The sequence below is a fragment of the Corynebacterium sp. MSK297 genome, from assembly GCF_030232885.1.
GTDB lineage: Bacteria > Actinomycetota > Actinomycetes > Mycobacteriales > Mycobacteriaceae > Corynebacterium.
Genome location: NZ_JASPGD010000003.1, coordinates 203,786 through 225,619 on the forward strand (window position 1 = coordinate 203,786; position 21,834 = coordinate 225,619).

Here is a 21,834-nt window from a genome sequence, read left to right on the forward strand (position 1 = left end):
AGCGGGCTGGCGAGCGCATTAGTTAAAACCAGTATCATGTGGCGGTATGGATAATTCTGGCACTAGCGTTCCGTACACCCCAGCGCCCGCGCAGCCACCACAGGCGAAGAAACAACCGGTCACCCGTAGTTTTCATGGCCGGGACTTCGTGGATAATTACGAGTGGTTGCGTGATAAGGAAGCAGAGGACACTCTTGCCTATTTGCAGGCAGAAAACGCCTATACGGACGCGCAGACCGAGCACCTGACCGGCCTGCGGGACAATATTTACTCCGAGATCACCTCGCGCATCAAACAAACCGATATGTCCGTGCCTACCCGCGCGGGCGATTATTGGTATTACGGGCGTACCGAAGAGGGCAAAGATTACGGCTATTCTTGCCGCATCCCGGTAGAAGAAGGCACTGACCCGTGGACCCCACCGAGCATCCCAGACGACGGCCCGGTGCCGGGCGAGGAAATCCTGCTGGATCTCAACGTTCTAGCCGAAGGCCACGAATTTTTCTCCCTGGGCGCTTCTACGGTGACCACCAGCGGGCGCTATTTGGCGTATTCCGTGGACACCGCCGGCGACGAGCGCTTCCACCTGTACGTAAAAGATTTGCAGACCGGCGACTATCTTGCCGACGAGCTCACTGGCATTTTTTACGGCGCCAGCTGGGTGGGCGAGGACTACATTTTTTACCAGCGTGTCGACGAAGCGTGGCGCCCGGATACGGTATGGCGCCACCGCATTGGCACGCCCCAGTCGGAAGACGTGCTGGTTTTCCAAGAAAAAGACGAGCGCTACAACGTCGGGGTCGGTGCCACGCGCTCTGAGAAATACTTGATGATCATCACCTCGTCGAAGATCACTTCTGAGGTTTGGGTTTTGGACTACAACAACCCAGAAGGCGAATTTGAATGCCTGTGGGCTCGCGAACCAGGTGTGGAATACGAAGTCGACCACGCGGTGGTAGCTGGTGTGGATTATTGGATCGTCACGCACAACACCGCGGGTGCAAATTTTGCCGTGTCTACCGTGCCGGTGCCGGATGGCTGTGGTGCTGGTCATGGCGGCGGTACGGGCGCTGGCGTTCGTGAAGGTAACGGTGACGGCGGCGGTGTGGCGTCGGCAAGCAATCTTCCTGGCCTGCGGGATTTGCCAGTCTTGCTCGAGCATGATGCAGAAGTGCGCATCGAAGACGTCGACGCCTATCGCGACTTTTTGGTGCTTTCTTATCGACGTGGCGCGATCCCGCGCGCGGCGATCATGATGCTGGATTCGGTGCGCGATGCCGCCGGTGATTGGGGTAGCTTCCAAGAAATTGAATTCGAGGAAGAACTGTTTACCGTCGGCGTGGCTGGTAACCCAGAATGGGATGCCCCGGTGATCCGCCTGGGTTATACCTCGTTTACGCAACCGGCGCACCTGTATGATTACCGCCCGGCCACCGGCGCGTTTACGCTGTTGAAGCGCCAGGAAGTGCTCGGCGGTTACGAGGCCCGCAACTACACCGCGTATCGGTTGTGGACCACCGCGCGCGATGGCACCGAGATTCCGGTGTCGATCATCCACCACGCGGACCTGGACACTAGCACCCCGACGCCCACCTTGTTGTACGGCTACGGCTCCTACGAGTCCAGCACGGACCCAGGCTTTTCCATTTCTCGGTTGTCGTTGCTGGATCGCGGAATGATCTTCGCTATCGCACACGTGCGCGGCGGCGGAGAGATGGGCCGTGGTTGGTACGACAATGGCAAGATGGACAAGAAGAAAAACACCTTCTTTGACTTCATTGACGTGGCCGACGATCTGGTGGCCCGTGGGCTCTCGGAGCCGGAGACGATGGTGGCCGAAGGTGGCTCGGCCGGAGGCATGCTCATGGGCGCAATCGCCAACATGGCCCCGGACCGGTTTGCAGGCATTACTGCCATTGTGCCGTTCGCGGACCCACTGACATCCATGCTGAAACCGGAGCTGCCGCTGACCGTCGTCGAGTGGGATGAATGGGGAGACCCGTACCACGACCCGGACTACTACGACTACATGGCTTCCTATGCGCCGTACGAAAACATCACCGACCAGCGCTACCCGGATATTCTGGCGGTGACTTCATTGAACGACACCCGCGTGTTGTATGTGGAACCGGCGAAATGGATTGCGAAGCTGCGTGAGATCGCCGGTGGTGGCGAGTTCTTGCTGCAAACCGAGATGGCGGCTGGCCACGGCGGAGTCTCGGGGCGCTACGGCAAGTGGAAGCAGACGGCGTTCGAATACGCGTGGACGATCAACAAGGCCACGGGTATTACGGAATAATTTTGGCTGCTGCGGCCGTTTTTGGGGCTCCTATGATGATGTCAAACGTTTGGTTCGATGCTGATGAGTACAAGCATGGGGCTAGGTGTTAAGCGAGCCTAGGAGCCTGGCCAGCATTTGTGTTCGTAGTATTATCGTGAGGGGCACGACTGCGTAGAACGGCGAAGGCGGAGTAGAACAGAGCGGTTTTTAGTCGCTTGTTTGGAGACCGTGTGGGGAATTCACCCTCGATCGACGAACCTGATCGTCTAGCGATTGGAGCAATACTAGCGTAGGCGGCCAGGTCGTCGGAGCTGTCGAAGTCGGAGTCAGCATCGGTTGTAAGCAGGATCTGTGCTACTTAACCCACTTTCCTGATGACGACTCTGGGAATACGCATCAAATCCTCGCAAAGAGGGAAATTAGTGACTATCCCTGTTATCGGGGATACTCCAAAGGCAAAGGGGATTCGGTTCCGGTCGGAGCGGCATTTCGACGAAATTATTATTGGTCGAATGTGGATCGGGAGTGCGTTTTTGTGGATGGCGTCCACGAGTGTACCTGTTGGAGTGCTCCAGGAGCCAGTTTAATTAAGAAAACGGCATTGATGATACTTTAATATCTACTATGAGCTCCTCAAATTTATCTACGGAAACCACGCATTCGCTGCGTTCTTCCCGTCACAGAATTTATGAAGTGCCGGATACAGTTTTGCGTTGGTATCACCATGTGATCGGCCTAGTGTTTGGCTTAATTATCACGGTGATTACTGCTGGTAAACATAATTCAGGGGACTGGGGTTCGTTATGGATTGCAGGGTTGCTTGTCCGTGATAATAACCGCGAGTATCTTTATCAGATTGATGATCAGGACTTCGCACTGCCAAAGGGCGATGTTTGGTTTGACACGATCGCTAATTCTGATGTCTCGTCGATGCCGCATCCATTCGTACACGTGCCTTTTGTTGCAGATGTTATGAGCATTTTTGTGCGGATTATGAGTTTTGATACGTCGGTGTATTTTTTAACCGCTCTTTCAGGGTGGGCGCTGGTTGTGTTAGTGGTTTCCGCGTGGTTTTTGTGGTTTGAAGAGGAAATTCCAGCGTTCGTATTGTTGGTGGGAATGCTGTTGGTCTGGGTTTCTACTTCGTTCCAGTCGTCGCTGTACCTTGGACAAACTAGTCCTTTGATTTTTGCTGGGGTTGCTTATGGATTAGCCGCTGCGAGGATTCAACCAATTCGAGCCGGAATTGCTCTGGGGCTCGCAGCTTCGGTGAAGCTTACACCCGTGATTCTTGTGGTTATCTGCCTGTTTTTTCCACGGACGCGCAGAGCTGGGATTATGGCCATGGGGGTTGGTATCTCCATTGTTAGTTACTCCATAGTGGTTGCAGGTTGGGAAGTTTTCATGACCTGGCGCGAAACCTTGCAAAAAATTAATGCTGCGGTTTTAGTGGCTCCGGTGAACGGAGCTTTCGCTTCCCAGATCAGCACGCACTTAGTCGAAGATGACAGATTGCATGTGGCCATCATTAATGATCCTCCCCTGGTGGCCAGCTTGGTTCCTCGTCTGATGATACTCGTGCTCATCGCATTGGTGGTCTATGCTGCATGGAGATCGTATGAGCCGTGGAAAATTGCGACAGTGGGTATATTCACAACTCTTACGGCTGCGAACGGAATCCTCTGGGATCACTACGTTATTGTGGCGATTCTACCGTTGCTAGGAATTATCGCACGCGGCCAAGGTCGAATAACTTATGCTGCCCCAATTTTGGCTTTTTTCGCCTTTCCTCCAGTGGCATCTGCAGCTACCGACCTATGGGTCTCATGGGCGGCCTTAATCACATTGGTAGGCCTTGTAATCGCCCTTTGTTTCGCTGAATTGGGGCGCAAGGAGGCTTCTCCCCAACGACGGATGATTTGGTGGCAGCGCCGACAAACTGGTCTTTTCCCTGTCCAGAATACCAATCCCGATTAATTTGTGTGTTCACGCTAGACTGGCAACGAAAATGGTGGCACGCCCACACGCCGTGGCACGCCCACACTCCGAGTCTCTAAAGGAAGTGCAATGCCCAGAGTCGTAGTCAATGTCATGCCCAAGCCCGAGATCCTCGACCCGCAAGGCAAAGCCGTATTGCAGGCCCTGGGCCGCATCGGCGTGACCGGCGCCAGCCAGGTGCGTCAGGGTAAGCGTTTTGAACTCGATGTCGATGAGACCGTCACCGAAACCGAAATCCAGGCGGTAGCCGAAAAGTTGCTGGCTAACACGGTTATTGAAGATTTCGAGATCGTCATCGAAGAGCGCGATGCTGAGGTCTCTGCGGCTGCCGATTCTGCTGACTCCGCCGCTGAAGCTGGCAACGCCGAAAACTCTCGGGGTGAGCGTTAATGAGCCCAACCATCGGTGTCATTACCTTCCCAGGTTCGCTTGATGACGTCGACGCTGCCCGCGCTGCCCGCCTGGCCGGTGCCAACGTCGTGGAGCTGTGGCACGACGACAACAGCTTGCACAATGTCGACGGCGTCATCGTCCCGGGCGGTTTCAGCTACGGTGACTACTTGCGTTCCGGTGCGATCTCTGCGCTGTCGCCAGTCATGCAGGCTGTGATTCCAGCAGCCCGCGAGGGCATGCCGACGCTGGGTATCTGCAATGGTTTCCAGATTTTGACCGAGTCCGGCTTGCTGCCGGGAGCGCTCACCCGCAACCAGCACCTGCACTTTCATTGTGTGGATACCTATTTGGAAGTCGCGAATGCGAACACCGCTTGGACTAGCGAATATGAGCAGGGACAGAAAATTTTGATCCCGGCCAAGCACGGCGAGGGCCGTTTCCAAGCCGATGCTGCCACCATCGAGCAGCTCGAAGCAGAAGGCCGCGTGGTATTCCGCTACACCGACAACTTCAACGGCTCGATCAACGCCATCGCCGGCATTACAAACGAAGCTGGCAACGTCGTCGGCTTGATGCCACACCCGGAGCACGCTGTTGAAGCTTTGACTGGGCCTTCTGTCGACGGCCTGGGCATTTTCCGTTCCGCACTCAACGCTTTGAGCGCCGAGAAGCTCTAAGGAGACACACCTATGGCCCACGTCGCCAATGACGCTGTTGCGAATAAAGTCGTTAACGATACCGTCGAGCAAGCCCAGCAGAACCCTGACCAGGAACAACCGTATGCTGCGCTGGGTTTGAAAGACGACGAATACGCGCGCATCAAAGAAATCCTTGGCCGTCGCCCTACCGATGCCGAGCTGACCATGTATTCCGTGATGTGGTCAGAGCACTGCTCGTATAAATCCTCGAAGGCGCACTTGCGCTACTTCGGCGAGACCATGACCGAGCAGATGGCGGAAAAGATCCTCGCCGGTATCGGTGAAAACGCCGGCGTGGTGGATATCGGGGACGGCAACGCGGTGACTTTCCGCGTGGAATCCCACAACCACCCGTCGTATGTGGAGCCGTACCAGGGCGCTGCTACTGGCGTCGGCGGCATCGTCCGCGACATCATGGCGATGGGTGCGCGCCCGATTGCCGTGATGGACCAGTTGCGCTTCGGCCCGGCAGAAGCACCGGATACCTCCCGCGTGTTGCCGGGCGTGGTACACGGAATCGGCGGCTACGGTAACTCTTTGGGCTTGCCAAATATTGGCGGCGAGACTGTCTTTGACGAATCCTATGCGGCCAACCCGTTGGTCAACGCGCTGTGCGTCGGCACGCTGAAGGTCGAAGACCTGAAGCTGGCTTTTGCTTCCGGTAAGGGCAACAAAGTCATGCTGTTTGGTTCGCGCACCGGCCTGGATGGCATCGGTGGCGTGTCCGTGCTGGCGTCGGAGTCCTTCGACGATGGTGCAGAACGCAAGCTGCCTGCCGTGCAGGTTGGTGACCCGTTCGCAGAAAAAGTATTGATCGAATGCTGCCTGGAGCTCTACCACGCAGGAACCGTGGTGGGTATTCAGGATCTCGGTGGCGCCGGCTTGGCGTGTGCTACCTCTGAGCTGGCCGCTGCCGGTGACGGCGGCATGGAAGTTAACCTGGACGCAGTGCCGCTGCGGGCAGAAAATATGACGGCTGCAGAGATCCTGGCTTCGGAATCCCAGGAGCGCATGTGCGCAGTCGTGGCGCCAGAAAACGTGGAACGCTTCCGCGAGATTTGTGCGAAGTGGGATGTCACCTGTGCCGAAATCGGCGAGGTCGTCGACGGCAAGCACCTAGTGATCCGCCACGGTGGTGAGGTGGTTGTGGATGCCCCGGCCTACACCATGGCTGATGAAGGCCCGGTCTATGAACGCCCATACGCCCGCCCGGAATGGCAGGATGAGCTGCAGCAGTTCCATGGCGTCGACAAGCCAGCAGGAGCAGACCTGGTGGCCGCCTGGAAGAAGATGCTGGCGTCACCGGCGCTGTGCTCGCGCGATTTCATCACTGAGCAGTATGACCGCTACGTGCGCGGTAATACCGTCGATGCGCTGCACTCAGATGCTGGCGTGCTGCGTATCGACGAAGAGACCCATCGTGGCGTGGCCGTGTCTGCGGACTGCTCCGGCCGCTACACCAAACTGGACCCGAGCATGGGTGCGCGCCTGGCTCTGGCGGAGGCCTACCGCAACGTCGTCGCTAAGGGTGCGAGCCCAGTGGCGATCACCAACTGCCTGAACTTTGGCTCGCCGGAAAACACCGACGTCATGTGGCAATTCCGCGAAGCCGTGCATGGGCTTGCCGACGGCGCGGTGGAGCTGAAGCTGCCGGTTTCTGGCGGAAACGTCTCGTTCTACAACCAGACTGGCGAGGAGCCAATCTTGCCGACGCCAGTCGTCGGCGTGCTCGGTGTGTTTGATGATGTGCGTAAGGCGATCGGGCACCGTCCGGAAGCTGGCCAGAAGCTGGTTCTGTTGGGTGAGACCAAGGAAGAGTTTGGCGGTTCCATCTGGCAGCAGGTCACCGGTGCTGGTTTGAATGGTCTACCACCACAGGTGGATTTGGCTAACGAAGAGCGCCTGGCTGCCGTGTTGAGCGCTGGCGAGGCTGCCGGTGTCGCCGCAGCGCATGACCTGTCCGAAGGTGGATTGGGCCAGTCGCTGGCCGAGATGTGCTTCGATGCTGGTGTCGGTGCGCAAGTGGATTTGTCCGCTGTGCACGCTGATGCCACCACGGCGATGTTCTCGGAGTCTGCCTCCCGCATCCTGGTGGCCACGAACGACGTGGAAGCCACGCTGGCGGCTGCGAAGAAGGCTGGCGTTCCGGCCGCGGAAATCGGTGCCACTACCGAAGAGCGCACCATCAAGGTTGCCGAAGGCGTGAGCGTTGGTGTCGACGAGTTGCGCGAAGTCTGGGCAGCCACGTTGCCTGGTTTGTTTGGTCACGCCACCGGAGCGAACTCCGTTCTTGATTAAGGGCCAGCGCTGCACATTTTATTAGAGCTTGGCATTCCCGCCACGGCTTGTGTTCTGCAGAATCTGCCAGAACCTTCCGCGGCGGGATTTTTCTCGTCTAAAATAAGGGACGTGAAAAACAATGCCTCGTCTGTCTCGCACGCTGCGAACCAGGAAAGCCGTGACTGGCAAACCCATGACCAGGAAAGCCGTGACTGGCAAACCCATGACCAGGAAAGCCGTGACCAGGAAGGTCTGGTTCAGCGCACATTCTTCATGGTTGATCGTGGCCCGCGCCCGGCCACCCGAGGTTGGTTTCATTCTGCGGCGGCCATCCTTATGCTGGCTGCCGCGAGTGTGCTCACTACGTTTTCGTGGATGCGCTTGGAATGGTGGCAAGCCCTCGGTGTTACTGTCTACGGCTGCGGTTTGATCGCGCTGTTTGCGGTCTCTGCGCTGTATCACCGTATTCCGTGGGCTAAGCAGAAAACTGTGCAGGCTTGGCGTCGGGCCGATCATGCCATGATCGCGGTGTTCATTGCCTCGACCTACACGCCGTTTTGCCTGATTGTGTTGCCGCAGGCGTGGTGGCTTTTGGTCATCGTCTGGGGTGGTGCGATTGCCAGCGCGGTGATGAAATTCTTCTGGTTTTCCCGTCCACGCTGGGTGGATGTGGCCATTTATGTGACCCTGGGTTGGTTGATCGTGCCGCTGGTATCTCAACTGTGGACCAACGCCGGACCTGCCGTGGTGTGGTTGCTATTGGCCGGTGGCGTGGTCTATACCGTCGGCGCGGTGGCTTATGGTTTGAAATGGCCGGGCCGTAACGCACGCATTTATGGCTACCACGAGCACTTCCATACCGCGACGATCATCGCGGCGATCTTTCACCTGGTGGCGGTGTGGATCATCGTAGCCAGTGCGTAGCGTAGACTTTGAATTTTTAGTTCAGAGGGTGTTGCCACTGTGGAGCTCCTAAAAGAAAGCTTTTGAGGTCAAACTCTGTGAAAAAAGCCGACCCCACCAAAGCCTGCGCGGCAGTACTTGCGATCGCGGATTGGATCGTAGCCGATTCCCCCGAGGACGCACGTGTGGCGGGCATTGCACAGCCGAGCCGTTCCCAGCTTGCCGACGCCGTGCGCCACACTGCGCGCCTACTCGCCGCCGATGCGCCCGGTCATAGTGTGGAACTGCGCGTGCCGCCGTTCGTGGCAGTGCAGTGTATCGAGGGGCCTCGTCATACTAGGGGAGTCCCGCCCAATGTGGTGGAAGCCAGCCCGCACGCCTGGTTGCGTTTGGCCACCGGCTACAGCAATTGGGACGAGCTGGTGGCTCAGGCAGACACGACGGCGTCGGGTACGAGGGCCGGTGAAATCGCGCAGTGGATGCCCATCATCAGGCTCTAGTCAGGCTCTAGTCTGGCTCTAACCGGGTTTTAGTGGTGCCTTAATCTGGTTTTAGTGAGGCCCTCGTCGAGCTCTGCGCAGCTCCTCGCGAGCCTAAGGTGAGCACAGGAAAAGTGCTTGTTAGCGGATTCCACCACCAACCGTTATGATGAACTGCGTGGTAGCCAACACGTTTACTGACCATGCTGAGCACAATGATTTCGACGATCACGGCGAAACCGAACCACGCGAAGAATGCGGCGTATTCGGAGTGTGGGCGCCGGGCCAAGAAGTCTCGAAGCTAACCTACTTTGGCCTCTACGCCATCCAGCACCGTGGCCAAGAAGCTGCTGGTATGGCTGTTGGCGGGGACGATGGCTTGCTTGTGTTTAAAGACATGGGCTTGGTCTCGAATGTTTTTGATGAATCCCTGCTGGAGTCTTTGCAGGGCGATGTCGCCATTGGGCACAACCGTTATTCCACCGCTGGTGGTAAGGAGTGGGCTAACGTGCAGCCCATGTTCCGCACTTCCAAGCATGGCCAGGATGTCGCGTTGGCTCACAACGGTAACCTGACAAATTATCTGGAACTGCGCGAGATGGCCGAACAGCGCGGCCTGATCACTGCGGGTGATACCTCCTCGGATACGGCAGTGATGTCCGCGTTGCTTGCCGACGGCGTTGGTGACGATAATTCAATTTTGGAATCTGCTGCGCGCCTGTTGCCCGACGTACACGGCGCGTATTCTTTGACGTTCACCGACGGCAATACCTTGTACGCGGCCCGTGATCCGCATGGTGTGCGCCCGTTGGTGCTCGGCCGCCTGGAACGCGGCTGGGTCGTGGCTTCGGAAACCTGTGCGTTGGATATTGTCGGTGCGCAATTCATCCGGGAAATTGAACCGGGCGAGTTGATCGCGATTGACGAAGCCGGGCTGCGCACGCAGCGTTTCGCAGAAACTAAACACAAGGGTTGCGTGTTCGAATACGTGTATTTGGCGCGCCCGGATTCCACCATCCGGGGCCGTAATGTGAATGCGACGCGGCTGGAGATCGGTAAACGCCTGGCGCAAACCCATCCTGCCGACGGTGATTTGGTGATCCCGGTACCAGAATCCGGCACCCCAGCTGCGGTGGGTTATGCCCGCGAATCCGGCATTCCGTTTGGTCAGGGTTTGGTGAAAAACGCCTATGTGCAGCGCACTTTCATTCAGCCGACGCAAACTCTGCGGCAACTGGGCATTCGTTTGAAACTGAATCCGCTGCGCGAGGTCATCGAAGGCCAGCGTCTCGTGGTGGTGGATGATTCGATCGTGCGCGGTAATACCCAGCGCGCGCTGATCAAGATGTTGCGGGAAGCCGGAGCTGCCGAGGTGCACGTGCGTATTGCTTCGCCACCGGTGAAGTGGCCGTGTTTCTACGGTATTGACTTCGCCAGCCCTGCCGAGTTGATTGCGAATATCGGCGGTGATGATTCCTTGGAAGGCATGACGGAAACCATCCGTAACGCCATTGGTGCAGATACTTTGGGCTTTGTCTCTATTGATGAGATGGTCGCTGCCACCGAGCAACCTGCCAAGCAGCTGTGCACCGCGTGCTTTGATGGCAACTACCCATTGGGTCTGCCACAGGGCAATACCAACGCTGATGCCGTGCGTACGCTGCTAAACAGCGCTGAGTAGCTAGGCTGTTTGATACCGCGCTGCATTGCAGCTGCAGAATACACCCAATAAAAGGATAGATTGAGATTATGACGAATTCTTCCCAGCCCGGATCGCAGCCGGATTCCCCAACTTATGCTGACGCCGGTGTGAGCGTGGAAGCCGGCGAACAAGCCGTCGAGTTGATTAAGCCGCACGCCAAGCGCGCAACCCGCCCGGAAGTTCGGGGTGACCTCGGCGGTTTTGCTGGCCTGTTCGCGCTGGGTAAATACCGTGAGCCCCTATTGGCATCCGGCTCCGATGGCGTCGGCACCAAATTGGCCGTGGCCCAAGCAATGGACAAGCACGACACCATCGGCATTGACCTGGTGGCCATGTGCGTCGACGACCTCATCTGCTGCGGCGCAGAACCACTGTTTTTGCAGGACTATCTGGCCATCGGCAAGGTGTACCCGGAAAAGGTGGCTGATATTGTCGGTGGCATTGCCGAAGGCTGTGTGACCGCTGGCTGCGCACTATTGGGCGGCGAAACTGCTGAGCACCCCGGCGTTATGGGCAAAAATGACTATGACGTTTCCGCCACCGCCGTTGGTGTAGTAGAAGCTGATGACGTGCTGGGGCCAGAAAAGGTCAACGAAGACGACGTCGTGATCGCCATGGCCTCGTCCGGTCTGCACTCCAACGGCTACTCACTGGCGCGCCACGTCCTGCTGGAGCAGGCTAATCTGCCGCTCGATGGGCACGTGGACGAATTCGGCCGTACCTTAGGCGAAGAACTGCTGGAGCCGACCCGCATTTATGCCAGAGACTGCTTGGAACTGATGTCGGAATGTTCGGTATCGGTATTTTGCCACGTCACCGGCGGTGGTTTGGCGAAAAACCTGGAGCGCGTCATTCCAGAAGGCTTGGCCGCTGATGTGTACCGCACCACCTGGACACCGGGGCCGATCTTCAAAAAGATTTCCGAAACCGGCAACGTCAGCCTCGATGCTATGGAAGAAACCTTCAACATGGGCGTGGGCATGATCGCCGTTGTCGCACCAGAAGACCGCGACCGCGCACTTGCCGTACTTACCGCGCGCCACATCGACGCCTGGGAACTGGGCACGGTTCGTGCTGCAGGTCAGGGTGAGTCACGCGTCGTCATGCACGGCGAGCACCCACAGTTCTAGCAGCTCTAGCAGTTCTAGCGTCGGCGGGGATGCCCCCCTAGAATCCAAGCCGCCGTTTAGCACACAAAAACTACCCCTGCCGGAATCTACAGTGGAAACTGTAGTGACCGGAAAGGGTAGCGGGGTAAAAGCTCAAATATTAAGCCCAGTATGCGCGGTACGCACAGTGGGCCTAGCGGTTAGTCTTCGCGGTAGTCAGAGTCGTACTCGTCGTCGGAGTCCTCAGACCAACCGCGTCCCGGCGGTTGAGAAGCGAGCTCTTTCTGGAGCGAGTCCAGATCCATTGCTGGGGAGTTGTACTTCAGCTCCCGGGCAACTTTAGTCTGCTTTGCCTTCTGGCGTCCTCGACCCATAGCCATGACCCCCTTTGGGTTAAGGGCAATCCAGGGAATTCGGATGCCCCATCTGCTTTTCTATTCGTCCTGTGTTACAGGATAGAGCAAAACCGCAAAAAATTCTGCACCGGGGGAAAACTAACGTCCGCGTAACTTGTTAATAGCCGCCCTACCAGCCTTTTCGCCTTCGTCAACCGGGATGGATTCCGCATCAATACTTGCAGCGACATCACCAATGTTGACTTGTCCTGCATCCAATGCGGAGCGTTTCACGATGCCGAGTGCGATCGGCCCATAGTCGCAATCATCAATCACGGTACCGAGCGTGCCGACGCGCCGACCCTTCGCCTGAATATCCGCACCCGGGCTCGGCATTGTTGGCGCTGAACCATCCAAGTGCAGCAAAACCACCAGCCGCGGACTGCGACCCAAATTTTCCACGCGTGCGACGGTTTCTTGTCCGCGATAACATCCCTTTTCCAGGTGCACGGCACCGATGCGTGGCCCGCGTCCAATCCAATGTGGTATTTCATGCGGGATAGATTTTTCATCCAGATCAACTGCCTCTGGCTCGAGCGCCTTGACCCGCTCGGCGGTATACGCCATCAGCCCGATGAGCTGCAATCCGGCATTCTCGAGTTCCTCGACGGCTGCTGCCAGCTGCTCCCGCGGTACCGCGATATCTGTGCGGTTGGTTTCCCACAAACCAGTGGTTGGTGCTGTGTTTACAGCTGAACCGAAACCAGCGTCACCAGAATGTGCCTTCGAAACCGCGCGCGAATATACGGCCTGCGAAGGAAGATCGATATCCGCCGGGCCACCGAGCACGGTGATGATTGCCAAGTCGGCTTCCTCGATGGTCACTTGCGACCAGAAGATCATCTTCTGCAAGAAATCCTGCAGGGAATCGAACTGGCTGGCTTCGCAGTCTAGGTAAAAAACCAATCCCGCAGATCCAGCGGTTTCAGTCTGCTCGACTGAGTCGTCGTGAGCTGCGCCGTGAGCATCTGCCTCTGTGGTTACTGCTTCTGTGGTTACCGTGATATCCATGGTGTGCAGAATGCGGCCCTGCGTATCCAGGTCCAATGCGGACCCAGACCAACCAGCGGCAACGTCGTCTAGTTTTTGCGAAAGCAAATTATGCAAAAACGCGGCGGCTTCCGGACCGGATACTTTTAACACGCGGCGGTGGGAACGATCCACGATGGCGCCGGTGGATGCAATTGCGCGCTGTTCGCTTAGCGGCTCGCCATAATGCCAGGCCACACCGGTGACATCCGGGTGCGGTGGATCCTCCTGATAAGCCATGGCATCCGGACGGTTCAGCAGTACAGAACGGTAGTGCGTAGTCACATCACCATGGTAGCGCTAGAACCTTGGCATAATCCATGACATGTGTGAGCAATCTCCAACAACGTCGTTGACACCGGTGGTGTATACCCTTGATGTGCGCGCGGGTACTTTTCGGCGCCATGATCCAGCGCAACCGGTGGTCTTCTGGGACGACGCCGCGGTGACAAGGGGCGAAGCTGTTTTTGAGTCCGTGCTGGTGCGTGCTGGACGTGCGGCGAATTTGCAGCGACACCTGGACCGGCTGCAGCGTTCTGCGCAGCGCTTGGAATTGCCGGTACCGGAACGTGAACTCTGGGCACGCGCGACAGCGGCGGCGGTTTCTGATTGGCAACAGCGTCTCGCTGAGTTAGGGGAGCTGACAGGCGTGCTTGCCGACGCCAGCGGTGTCGATGCGAAATGCACCTGGACGTATTCACGAGGCCGGCAGTTTGTTGGTGCGGCTGGGATACAACCGACCGCTTGGCTGGTGATCACCCCGGTGTCCGATACTGTGCTGCGGCAGCGGCGCGAGGGGGTACGCGCACAGCTGGTTCCGCGCGGCTGGACGACGACAGTGGGTGCGAAGACCGTGAACTATGCGGCTACGATGTCTGCGCTACGACAAGCACGCGGCTTTGACGACGTAATCTTCGTGGAGCCCGCCAGTGGTTCGTCGGAACGCGCAGCCCGCGTGCTAGAAGGCGCGACCTCCACGGTGGTGTTGGTGCTCCGGGACGACGGAGACACGGATAGTGACAGGGACAGTGGCAGCGACGGAGACAGGGGCAGCGGCAGCAACAGGGACAGGGACGCTGACGGAAACAGGACTGGCGGCACCGCCGGCATCGGCAAGCGCCGCTTAGTTACCCCGCTGGAGACGTGCTGGCGGGTACCACGGTCGATTCTCTGTTCGAGTATGCGGTAGCCCGTGGCTGGAGATGCGAAAACCGCCCGGTCACAGCAGGAGAGCTGTACCAGGCGGAATCGGTGTGGTTGATTTCGTCGGTGCGGATCGCTGCGCGAGTGACCAGCTTGGGCGGGCTCCATGCAACTGGTGGCGATGCCGAAATCATAGAGTTACCGGCCGCGGTGGAGTTACCGGCCCCAGAAAATCACGCGGAAATCCGCGCGCTGATCGAACAAGCGCTAAGTCTCTAGCGGTCGCAGTAGCCGTAGTAGCGACCGATGTGAGCAGGCTCGGTTAACCCGCCACGCGCTGCAGCTGCGCCGACATATACGGTGTTAGCTCGCCGTCGGTGACGCGCTCGTCGACCCAACCCAGGTCATTATTTGGCATCAGGCCGTACAAACGTTTACCTGGGCCTAGTGTTTTCGGGCCGGTCTCGGTGACCATGGTGGAAGCAGATTGCAGCTCCCACGAGCGCTCATTGTGAGGTTGTCCGTACATGATTTCCACGATGCCGTCAGAAGAGGTATACGTCAGCTCCATGGCATCCTTGTTGTCGATACGTAGGTAGCCGGTTTCGCGTCGGGAAGCGCCCGCAGGCTTGCCGTTTTCATCAATGAACCAGGTGCGTGAATCATACTTCACGTGGTTTTCGCCGTTGTGCGAAAAGATGATTTCCTGCCCGAAGGTGTGTTGGCCGTCGGCGGTGACTGCCTGGCCTTCACCGCGCCATACGCCAATAAGAGGCAGTACGCCCAACAGGCCGTCGTTCAGGTTTGGCCCGTAACGTAGGTTTGCCGTGTCATCCGGGACTGGTAATTTGCCCAGGCCGGTTTGCGGGATGTTCTTGTCCGCGGTTTTCTTCGCCTGCTTTTCGGCTAGGTTGATGGCCTCGTTGCCATCCAAACGCATTTGTGGGTCTACTTTGTCGTTTGCGTCTTTCTGGTTTTTCGCGTTGTTCTGCTCCTCGGCTGTCATAATCGTTAATTCTACCGTGCGATCGGCTACTCTAGGCATTCGTGCGCATTCTGTTAATCGCTAATCCAAATTCGACGAGTCAAACCAATGAACTGTTCCGCCGTATTATCCCGCTGGTGCGCAGTATTGATGATTCGCATGTGCTCACCAAGTTCACTCACTACGTCGGCCATGCCGAGGATATGACCCGCGGGCTTAGCCGCGAAGATGTCGACGTGGTTATCGCGGTCGGCGGGGATGGCACCGTCAACGAAGTAGTCAACGGGCTGTTGGGCAAGGTTGGCGACGGCCGTCGAAAAGCCTCTGAGGTTCCTGCGTTAGCGGTGATCCCGACTGGGTCGGCGAACGTCTTCGTGCGCGCGCTCGGCTACCCGCGCGATGCCGTGCACACCACGGAGCTTGTGGTGGGCCACATTAAACAAAACCTGCGCCGGCGCATTCGCTTGGGCACCTGGAATGACCGATGGTTTGCCATCAACGCGGGTATCGGTATTGATGCCGATGTGTTGCACAGCATCGACAAACTTCGCGAACAAGGCTTCGCTGCCACCCCGCTGCGTTACCTGCGTATTTCCTACCAGGCCTGGCATCGAATATTGAACGCGCCGCCGAAAATCAGCGCGCATGCAGAATCTGCCGAGGGGCAAACCCAGCATATTGACGAAGCCCCACTGGTGTTTGCCTCGAACACGAACCCGTGGACATTCTTGGGTCCGTTGCCGGTAGTCACCAACCCGCGCAACTCCTTCGATAAGGGGCTGGGAACGTTTGGCTTGACGGATCTGAAAGGCTTCGGCGGCTTCGTCGGCCTGCTGCACCTGTTCGGGGCAGACGGAAAGGGCCGGTTGAACAAGTTCACCGATGCGCGCACGCTGCGTTTTGACGATGCCACCCGCATCACCTTGGAATGTGACAAAGAGCTGCGCTTCCAGGCCGACGGCGAAACCCAGGGCAAGCTGAAAACCGTGGAGCTCAACAGCATCCCGGATGCCATCGAGGTGTTCTCGCCAGAAGAAATCATTCCGGTGCAGCAGCGCGGTGTGTGGGCCGTGGTGCGCGATTTATTCCGGATCTAAAGCTAACCGGTGACGAAAGTTATCCGCTGACGAAAATTATCCGGTGCCAACCGCCGGAGTGCCAACCGCCGGAGTGCCAACTGTGGGGGTGCTACCGACCGGGGTGAGGTATTCCGGCTGCACAATCACGTTATTGCGCACAGCCTCGAATACGATGGAACCGCCTTCCAGATACACCGCATCTGCGGGTCGGTCTAGCGGCAACGTGGTGGTATCCACGGTCAGATCAAAGGCTGCCAGCGCGTCGTCGTCTGCATCATCCGGGTGTACCGATGAGCTGACAATTTCTTTCGGGCGCAGTTGAAACTCATCACCGACCAACCGCAACGTGGCCAGCACGGAAACCTGCTCATGGAAACCCGGTGGGCGTCCCTGAAACACGGCCTCAGTTGCGGTGCCACCACCTGGGGAAATATTTTCCGGATGTGTGATCGTCAAATCCTTCATGCCCAACCATGCACCCATTGCCACGCCATCCAAACGCAGCGTGCGTCGCATGGATTGTGCTTTCGCACCCACAAAATCGCCCGACCACACCTGATTCGGTTCAGCGCTCACCCCCTGTAGTGTGACCCCGGTGTTGACCATGCCGACACCGTCCACATCGACATCCAGTGCGGATACCCCAACGACGGGCACCTGGGCCGATCGCAAGGCCTGCATATAGGGAATCCCGCCGACATACACCGATGGTGGTGTGGCTAGCTCATGCCCGGCTTGCGGCGCGTAAGTCTCATATACCGAATCGGAGATTGTGCGTTCCACATTGGACGCCACGGCAGTATCACCAATCCAGGCGATGCCCACCACACCGGCGAGACCCAATGCCCAGGTCGCGCGGCGGGCGGTTGTGCGCTTGACGACGATCGACGACATTCCTCATTCATACCGCATTAGGGTAGGGGCATGACTAATTGCGATCGTTTACGTTTCCAACTTACTACTCTTGCCGACGCCACACGTGCAGAAGCGGATCTCTCCGGGATCGTACAAGACGGAGGGCTCATACAAGGCGGTGGTAGCAAGGACGTGCAGAATATTGTTCCCGCGACGCGCGCTGCCGCCGAGAAAATTGTGCAGGATGCAGAATCTACCGATGGTTTTGCTCCCTTGTCTGAGCAGTTCGTCGCGGGGCTATCGGATACCCGCGTTGGCCACCAGCACGTACTGGTTTTTCTTGACGACGAGCTAGTGGGGCTGGCTGGCCTGGATGGCTGGCAACCTGGCAGTGCTGGTGATGCAGACCGGGATGCGAGTGGTGATGTGAACGCGGAGATGGTGATCGCTCCTCTCCATCGCGGCCAAGGATTTGGCACGTGCTTGTATCAACATCTGCGTGAGCTCGTCGGCACGAGTTTGCAAGCCTGGGCACACGGGCAGTTGCCAGCGGCCGAAGCTATCGCGCACAAGCAGCAGTTGGATATTGTCCGCCACCTGCTGGTGATGTCTGTGACGGGTGAGGCATTGCAGAAATCTGCTGAGCCGGGCGAAACCCCCGATGGTTTCGTGGCCGCGAATTATCCTGAGTCGGTAGAACGATTCGGCACCGAGCATGTAGAAAACAGTTGGATAGAGGCGAACAACCAGGCGTTTTCCTGGCACCCTGAACAAGGCGGTTGGGATACGGAGCGATTGCATCGCGCCATGGAAGCCGAGTGGTTCGATCCGCACGACGTGATCTTTTTGTGGGACGATGCTGCGGATAATGCTGGGGACGATGCTGCCGAGGGCGTCGCCAAGCGTCCTGCGCAGGCAGGTTTTCACTGGACGAAATGGCATGGGGCTGCCGAAGACTCCGCGAAAGACGTCGGTGAGGTCTATGTCGGTGAGGTTTATGTGATTGGCCTGGCTAGCGCGTATCAAGGCCGTGGTTTGTCTGGGCACCTGCTGCGCCTGGGAATTAAACAAATGGTGAATAAAGGGGCAACGGAAGTCATCCTGTATGTCGAAAAGGATAATGAATCCGCCGTGCGGGTATATGAAAAATCCGGTTTCGACATCGCAGAAAACCACGTGGTATATGCCGCTAACAGCGGAAACGGTGCCGAAAACTAGCAGTTGTGCCCGGCTTTTAACCCGACCATAAAGGTTTGCAGAGACTTCACACGAAGTCCATGATGATTTTCCTTCCTGGTTACATAAGTCTCTTAGTGTGAGTTCTTGTGAGCGCGGCACAGCGTTTGAGAATTGCACAGTAATCCAGGAAGGCTCCCATGACTCTGACCAACCGCATCGCTTTTTCCCGCACTGCTTTTTCCCGTAACAAGCTGCGTCAATACAAGTTGCGTCAAGTTTCCGCAGTACTGGGAGCGGTGGCTTTATCGGCATCGTTGATTGCGTGCTCGGAAGTGGATGAAGCTGCTAGCATTGCCGACGATGCCGTCGATAGCGATTACACCGCCACCGGCGAGCTCATTGGAGAAGGTGCATCCTCGCAGCAAAACGCGATGGATTACTTCGGCGTGCAATTCAACTCGCTGACTGATGCCACCCTGGCCTACAATCCGACCGGTTCCGGTTCCGGTCAGACCGAATTCATCGCGGGCAATGTGGATTTTGCCGGTTCTGATTCGCCACTCAAAGACGACCAAGTGCAGGCCGCTGCTGATCGCTGCGAAGGCAATGATGCATGGCACCTGCCGATGGTCATTGGCCCGGTCGCCATCGCTTATAACGTCGAAGGCGTCGACGGGGAGCTGAATCTGCCAGTAGACACCGTCGCCAAGATCTTTTCCGGCGAGATCACCAGCTGGAATGATCCAGAGATCGCCGAGGCCAACCCGGATGCGGGCCTGCCAGATACCAAGATCACCGTGGTGTACCGCTCGGATGAATCCGGTACCTCGGATAACTTCCAGAAGTTCCTGACTGCTTCGACTGGCCACTGGGATGCTGCGGGCAAGCAATTCCCGCAAAAGGTCGGGGAGGGTGCGAACGGTTCCAGCGGTGTCGCCAGCCAGACCGGATCCATTGACGGTGCCATCACGTATGTGGAATCCGGGTTTGCGGAACAAACCGGCCTGGGCATCGCTCACCTAGACTTCGGTTCCGGCCCGGTAGAACTGAGCGAAAAATCCGTGGGGGTAGCCCTTGATAACTTGAAATTCAAGGGTGCGGACGGTGATGAAGCTCCGCACGATATGGTCGTTGATTCCGATGCCTTGTTTGCTTCTGACGACGAAGGTGCATACCCGCTGATTCTCACCACGTACGAGATCGTCTGTTCGGATGGCTACGACGAAGAAACCGAAACCCAGGTGAAGGATTTCCTCAACGTCATGCTGGAATCCCAGGATGATGAGCTTGCAGCCTCTGGATACATCCCGGTGACCGGCAAGCACTTGCAGCGTCTACACGATGCGGTTGATGCCATTGGTGCTGGCTCGGGTGCTAGTGCTCAATCCTCATTGTCCGAGCTTTAAGCAGTTGAAATAAGCGTTAATAACAAGAAAGCGTCTGATAATGTCGCAGGCACGAACACGCATCGGCGACCGGGTTTTCCGCACCGCATCGTCGACTTCGGCGCTGCTGATGACCTTGATGATCGCCGCCATTGGCATCTTTTTGGTCCTGCAAGCGGTCCCGGCACTCAACCGCAATACCGAGGGCTACCTCGGATTCCTCACCTACGGGCAGGATTGGATCACCTCCGATCCGCAAAAGATGACCTTTGGCATTGCCTCTATTCTGGGATCCACGGTGCTGATCTCCGCTTTGGCGCTGCTACTTGCCATGCCGATTGCACTGGGAATCGCGATTTTCCTGGCCAGCTACGCCCCAGCCCGAATGGTCAAACCCCTCGGGTTTTTGGTGGACATGCTCGCCGCCATCCCATCGATCGTGTATGGCCTGTGGGGCTGGCAGGTGCTCGGGCCGTTCTTGTCCGATTTCTATGACTGGCTAGACGGCTGGGCCGGCGGGTTTTTCCTGTTCACCGTCTACCCAAACTCACCGTCGTTTGCTACCGGACGCAACATCTTCACCGGGTCGGTGGTGCTCGCAATCATGATCCTTCCGATCATCGCCGCCACCGCCCGCGAAATTTTCAACCAAACTCCGGCGGGCCAGATCGAAGCTGCGTTGGCGTTGGGCGCCACACGCTGGGAGGTTGTGCGTATGACGGTGCTTCCATTTGGTTTCTCCGGCTATATCTCAGGCTCGATGCTGGGACTCGGCCGCGCACTGGGGGAAACCATGGCGCTGTACATGATCGTCTCACCGCTGACAGAATTCCGTTTCTCGCTTTTCGACGGCGGGACCACGTTTGCCACCTTGATCGCGAACGCCGCGCCAGAATTTTCCAATCCGTTGCGCGCCGGGGCATATATCGCCGCTGGTTTGGTGCTGTTCATCCTCACCTTTGTGGTGAACGCGGCGGCACGTTCATTGGTGGTGTCGAAATCCACAGCGACACAGAAATCGAAGAAGGGTGCATCATGACGCCAGCAACTCTAGAAACTGCCGGACTTTCACAAAAACGCCGCACCGCCGACACAATCGCCACCCTCAGTGTGTGGCTGGCAGTGGTCATCGCGTTGATCCCGCTGGTGTGGGTGCTCTGGGAAGTAATCTCTCGCGGTTTGCCCACAATTTTTGATGTCGGCTGGTGGCAGTATTCCCAGCGCGGTATCCGCCTGCATGATATCGGAGGTGGCGCGCTGCACGCGATCGTCGGGACGCTGGTTCAGGTGGCCATCGCTTCGCTTATTTCTATTCCCATTGGCATTTTGACCGCGATTTACCTGGTGGAATATTCCCAGGGTGGCCCATTGGCCCGCCTGACGACGTTCATGGTGGACATTCTGTCCGGTGTGCCATCCATCGTAGCTGCGCTGTTCGTTTATGCCCTGTGGATTACGGTCCTGGGGTTAGAGCGTTCTGGTGCTGCCGTAGCGCTGTCACTCGTGTTACTGATGATCCCGATCGTGGTGCGTAACTGTGAAGAAATGCTGCGAGTGGTGCCCATGGAGCTGCGTGAATCTGCGTATGCACTGGGTGTTCCGAAGTGGAAAACCATAGTGCGCATCGTATTGCCTACTGCGATGTCAGGTATTGGTACTGGAATCGTGCTCGCGATTGCACGCATCATGGGCGAATCCGCCCCGGTGCTGATCCTGGTGGGGTCTACCTCGTCGTTGAATATCAATCCATTCGGTGGGCCGCAATCCTCACTGCCACTGATGATGCTTGATATGTACAAAGCCGGAACTTCCGATGAGGTAGCTGCGAAGCTTTGGGGCGCTGCGTTGACCCTGGTGCTATTCGTCGCTGCGCTCAACGGTATCGCCCGGTTGATTTCCGCCAAATTCTCTGTGAAAACCTCCCGCTAATCAAAGGTGATT

General features: G+C 57.5%; 20 protein-coding genes and 2 pseudogenes. 17 read left to right on the forward strand and 5 right to left on the reverse strand.

The genetic code is table 11. From position 1 onward, the window contains the following. The first annotated feature begins 46 nt into the window (after positions 1 to 46). Complete coding sequence (locus tag QP888_RS04605) at positions 47 to 2,299, forward strand: S9 family peptidase (protein ID WP_284812346.1); 2,253 nt, start codon at positions 47 to 49, stop codon at positions 2,297 to 2,299. Positions 2,300 to 2,438: 139 nt separating this feature from the next. Here the strand turns inward: QP888_RS04605 and QP888_RS04610 are convergent. Continuing rightward, positions 2,439 to 2,711, reverse strand: a pseudogene (locus tag QP888_RS04610) (transposase); the annotation flags it as partial. 194 nt (positions 2,712 to 2,905) lie between these two features. On the opposite strand from QP888_RS04610, the gene QP888_RS04615 reads away from it, so the two are divergent. The 8 genes from QP888_RS04615 (at position 2,906) to purM (ending at position 11,864) form a co-directional block, all read left to right on the forward strand. Further along, entirely contained in the window at positions 2,906 to 4,258 is a 1,353-nt protein-coding gene (locus QP888_RS04615) for a glycosyltransferase family 87 protein (protein WP_284812347.1), read from the forward strand. Positions 4,259 to 4,348: 90 nt separating this feature from the next. Next, positions 4,349 to 4,669 (forward strand): phosphoribosylformylglycinamidine synthase subunit PurS, encoded by a 321-nt coding sequence (purS, locus tag QP888_RS04620; RefSeq protein ID WP_284812348.1) that lies wholly within the window; start codon positions 4,349 to 4,351, stop codon positions 4,667 to 4,669. Continuing rightward, a complete protein-coding gene (purQ, locus tag QP888_RS04625) occupies positions 4,669 to 5,349 on the forward strand; it encodes a phosphoribosylformylglycinamidine synthase subunit PurQ (protein WP_284812349.1) in 681 nt (226 codons plus the stop codon). Before purS ends, purQ begins: the two co-directional genes overlap by 1 nt. Positions 5,350 to 5,361: 12 nt before the next feature. Further along, complete coding sequence (purL, locus tag QP888_RS04630; RefSeq protein ID WP_284812350.1) at positions 5,362 to 7,668, forward strand: phosphoribosylformylglycinamidine synthase subunit PurL; 2,307 nt, start codon at positions 5,362 to 5,364, stop codon at positions 7,666 to 7,668. A 255-nt stretch (positions 7,669 to 7,923) separates the two neighbouring features. Beyond that, a complete protein-coding gene (trhA, locus tag QP888_RS04635; RefSeq protein ID WP_284812425.1) occupies positions 7,924 to 8,574 on the forward strand; it encodes a PAQR family membrane homeostasis protein TrhA in 651 nt (216 codons plus the stop codon). Between the two features lie 77 nt (positions 8,575 to 8,651). Then, entirely contained in the window at positions 8,652 to 9,053 is a 402-nt protein-coding gene (locus tag QP888_RS04640; RefSeq protein WP_284812351.1) for a sterol carrier family protein, read from the forward strand. A gap of 148 nt (positions 9,054 to 9,201) precedes the next feature. After that, the gene (gene purF, locus QP888_RS04645) at positions 9,202 to 10,713 is read left to right on the forward strand and encodes an amidophosphoribosyltransferase (RefSeq protein ID WP_284812426.1); all 1,512 of its coding nucleotides are present in this window, start codon (positions 9,202 to 9,204) and stop codon (positions 10,711 to 10,713) included. 68 nt (positions 10,714 to 10,781) lie between these two features. Continuing rightward, positions 10,782 to 11,864, forward strand: coding sequence for a phosphoribosylformylglycinamidine cyclo-ligase (gene purM / locus QP888_RS04650; RefSeq protein WP_284812352.1), 1,083 nt, complete (start codon positions 10,782 to 10,784; stop codon positions 11,862 to 11,864). 179 nt (positions 11,865 to 12,043) lie between these two features. Here purM and QP888_RS04655 read toward each other — a convergent pair whose 3' ends face one another. Then, positions 12,044 to 12,217: a DUF3073 domain-containing protein gene (locus tag QP888_RS04655; RefSeq protein ID WP_081604949.1), complete on the reverse strand. Its 174-nt coding sequence runs from the start codon at positions 12,215 to 12,217 to the stop codon at positions 12,044 to 12,046. A 120-nt stretch (positions 12,218 to 12,337) separates the two neighbouring features. Next, a complete protein-coding gene (gene ygfZ / locus QP888_RS04660; RefSeq protein WP_284812427.1) occupies positions 12,338 to 13,507 on the reverse strand; it encodes a CAF17-like 4Fe-4S cluster assembly/insertion protein YgfZ in 1,170 nt (389 codons plus the stop codon). 85 nt (positions 13,508 to 13,592) lie between these two features. Here ygfZ and QP888_RS04665 point away from each other — a divergent pair, with 85 nt between their 5' ends. From QP888_RS04665 to QP888_RS04675, 3 genes and pseudogenes are all read left to right on the forward strand, one after another. After that, positions 13,593 to 14,456: an aminotransferase class IV gene (locus QP888_RS04665; protein ID WP_284812353.1), complete on the forward strand. Its 864-nt coding sequence runs from the start codon at positions 13,593 to 13,595 to the stop codon at positions 14,454 to 14,456. After that, positions 14,438 to 14,503, forward strand: a pseudogene (locus tag QP888_RS04670) (hypothetical protein); the annotation flags it as partial. The gene QP888_RS04665 and the pseudogene QP888_RS04670, both read left to right, overlap by 19 nt. Positions 14,504 to 14,518: 15 nt before the next feature. Next, positions 14,519 to 14,689: a hypothetical protein gene (locus QP888_RS04675; RefSeq protein WP_284812433.1), complete on the forward strand. Its 171-nt coding sequence runs from the start codon at positions 14,519 to 14,521 to the stop codon at positions 14,687 to 14,689. Between the two features lie 43 nt (positions 14,690 to 14,732). Here QP888_RS04675 and QP888_RS04680 read toward each other — a convergent pair whose 3' ends face one another. Beyond that, entirely contained in the window at positions 14,733 to 15,416 is a 684-nt protein-coding gene (locus tag QP888_RS04680) for a heme-binding beta-barrel domain-containing protein (protein ID WP_284812354.1), read from the reverse strand. A gap of 41 nt (positions 15,417 to 15,457) precedes the next feature. On the opposite strand from QP888_RS04680, the gene QP888_RS04685 reads away from it, so the two are divergent. Next, positions 15,458 to 16,492: a diacylglycerol/lipid kinase family protein gene (locus QP888_RS04685; RefSeq protein ID WP_284812355.1), complete on the forward strand. Its 1,035-nt coding sequence runs from the start codon at positions 15,458 to 15,460 to the stop codon at positions 16,490 to 16,492. A 36-nt stretch (positions 16,493 to 16,528) separates the two neighbouring features. Here QP888_RS04685 and QP888_RS04690 read toward each other — a convergent pair whose 3' ends face one another. Then, a complete protein-coding gene (locus QP888_RS04690) occupies positions 16,529 to 17,368 on the reverse strand; it encodes an LmeA family phospholipid-binding protein (protein WP_284812356.1) in 840 nt (279 codons plus the stop codon). 30 nt (positions 17,369 to 17,398) lie between these two features. On the opposite strand from QP888_RS04690, the gene mshD reads away from it, so the two are divergent. The 4 genes from mshD to pstA all read left to right on the forward strand — a co-directional run bounded on the left by mshD (position 17,399) and on the right by pstA (position 21,822). After that, entirely contained in the window at positions 17,399 to 18,547 is a 1,149-nt protein-coding gene (mshD, locus tag QP888_RS04695; RefSeq protein WP_284812357.1) for a mycothiol synthase, read from the forward strand. A gap of 158 nt (positions 18,548 to 18,705) precedes the next feature. Then, a complete protein-coding gene (gene pstS, locus QP888_RS04700; protein WP_284812358.1) occupies positions 18,706 to 19,914 on the forward strand; it encodes a phosphate ABC transporter substrate-binding protein PstS in 1,209 nt (402 codons plus the stop codon). A gap of 40 nt (positions 19,915 to 19,954) precedes the next feature. Beyond that, positions 19,955 to 20,932 (forward strand): phosphate ABC transporter permease subunit PstC, encoded by a 978-nt coding sequence (pstC, locus tag QP888_RS04705; protein WP_284812359.1) that lies wholly within the window; start codon positions 19,955 to 19,957, stop codon positions 20,930 to 20,932. Continuing rightward, positions 20,929 to 21,822: a phosphate ABC transporter permease PstA gene (gene pstA / locus QP888_RS04710; RefSeq protein WP_284812360.1), complete on the forward strand. Its 894-nt coding sequence runs from the start codon at positions 20,929 to 20,931 to the stop codon at positions 21,820 to 21,822. Before pstC ends, pstA begins: the two co-directional genes overlap by 4 nt. Positions 21,823 to 21,834: the final 12 nt, after the last annotated feature.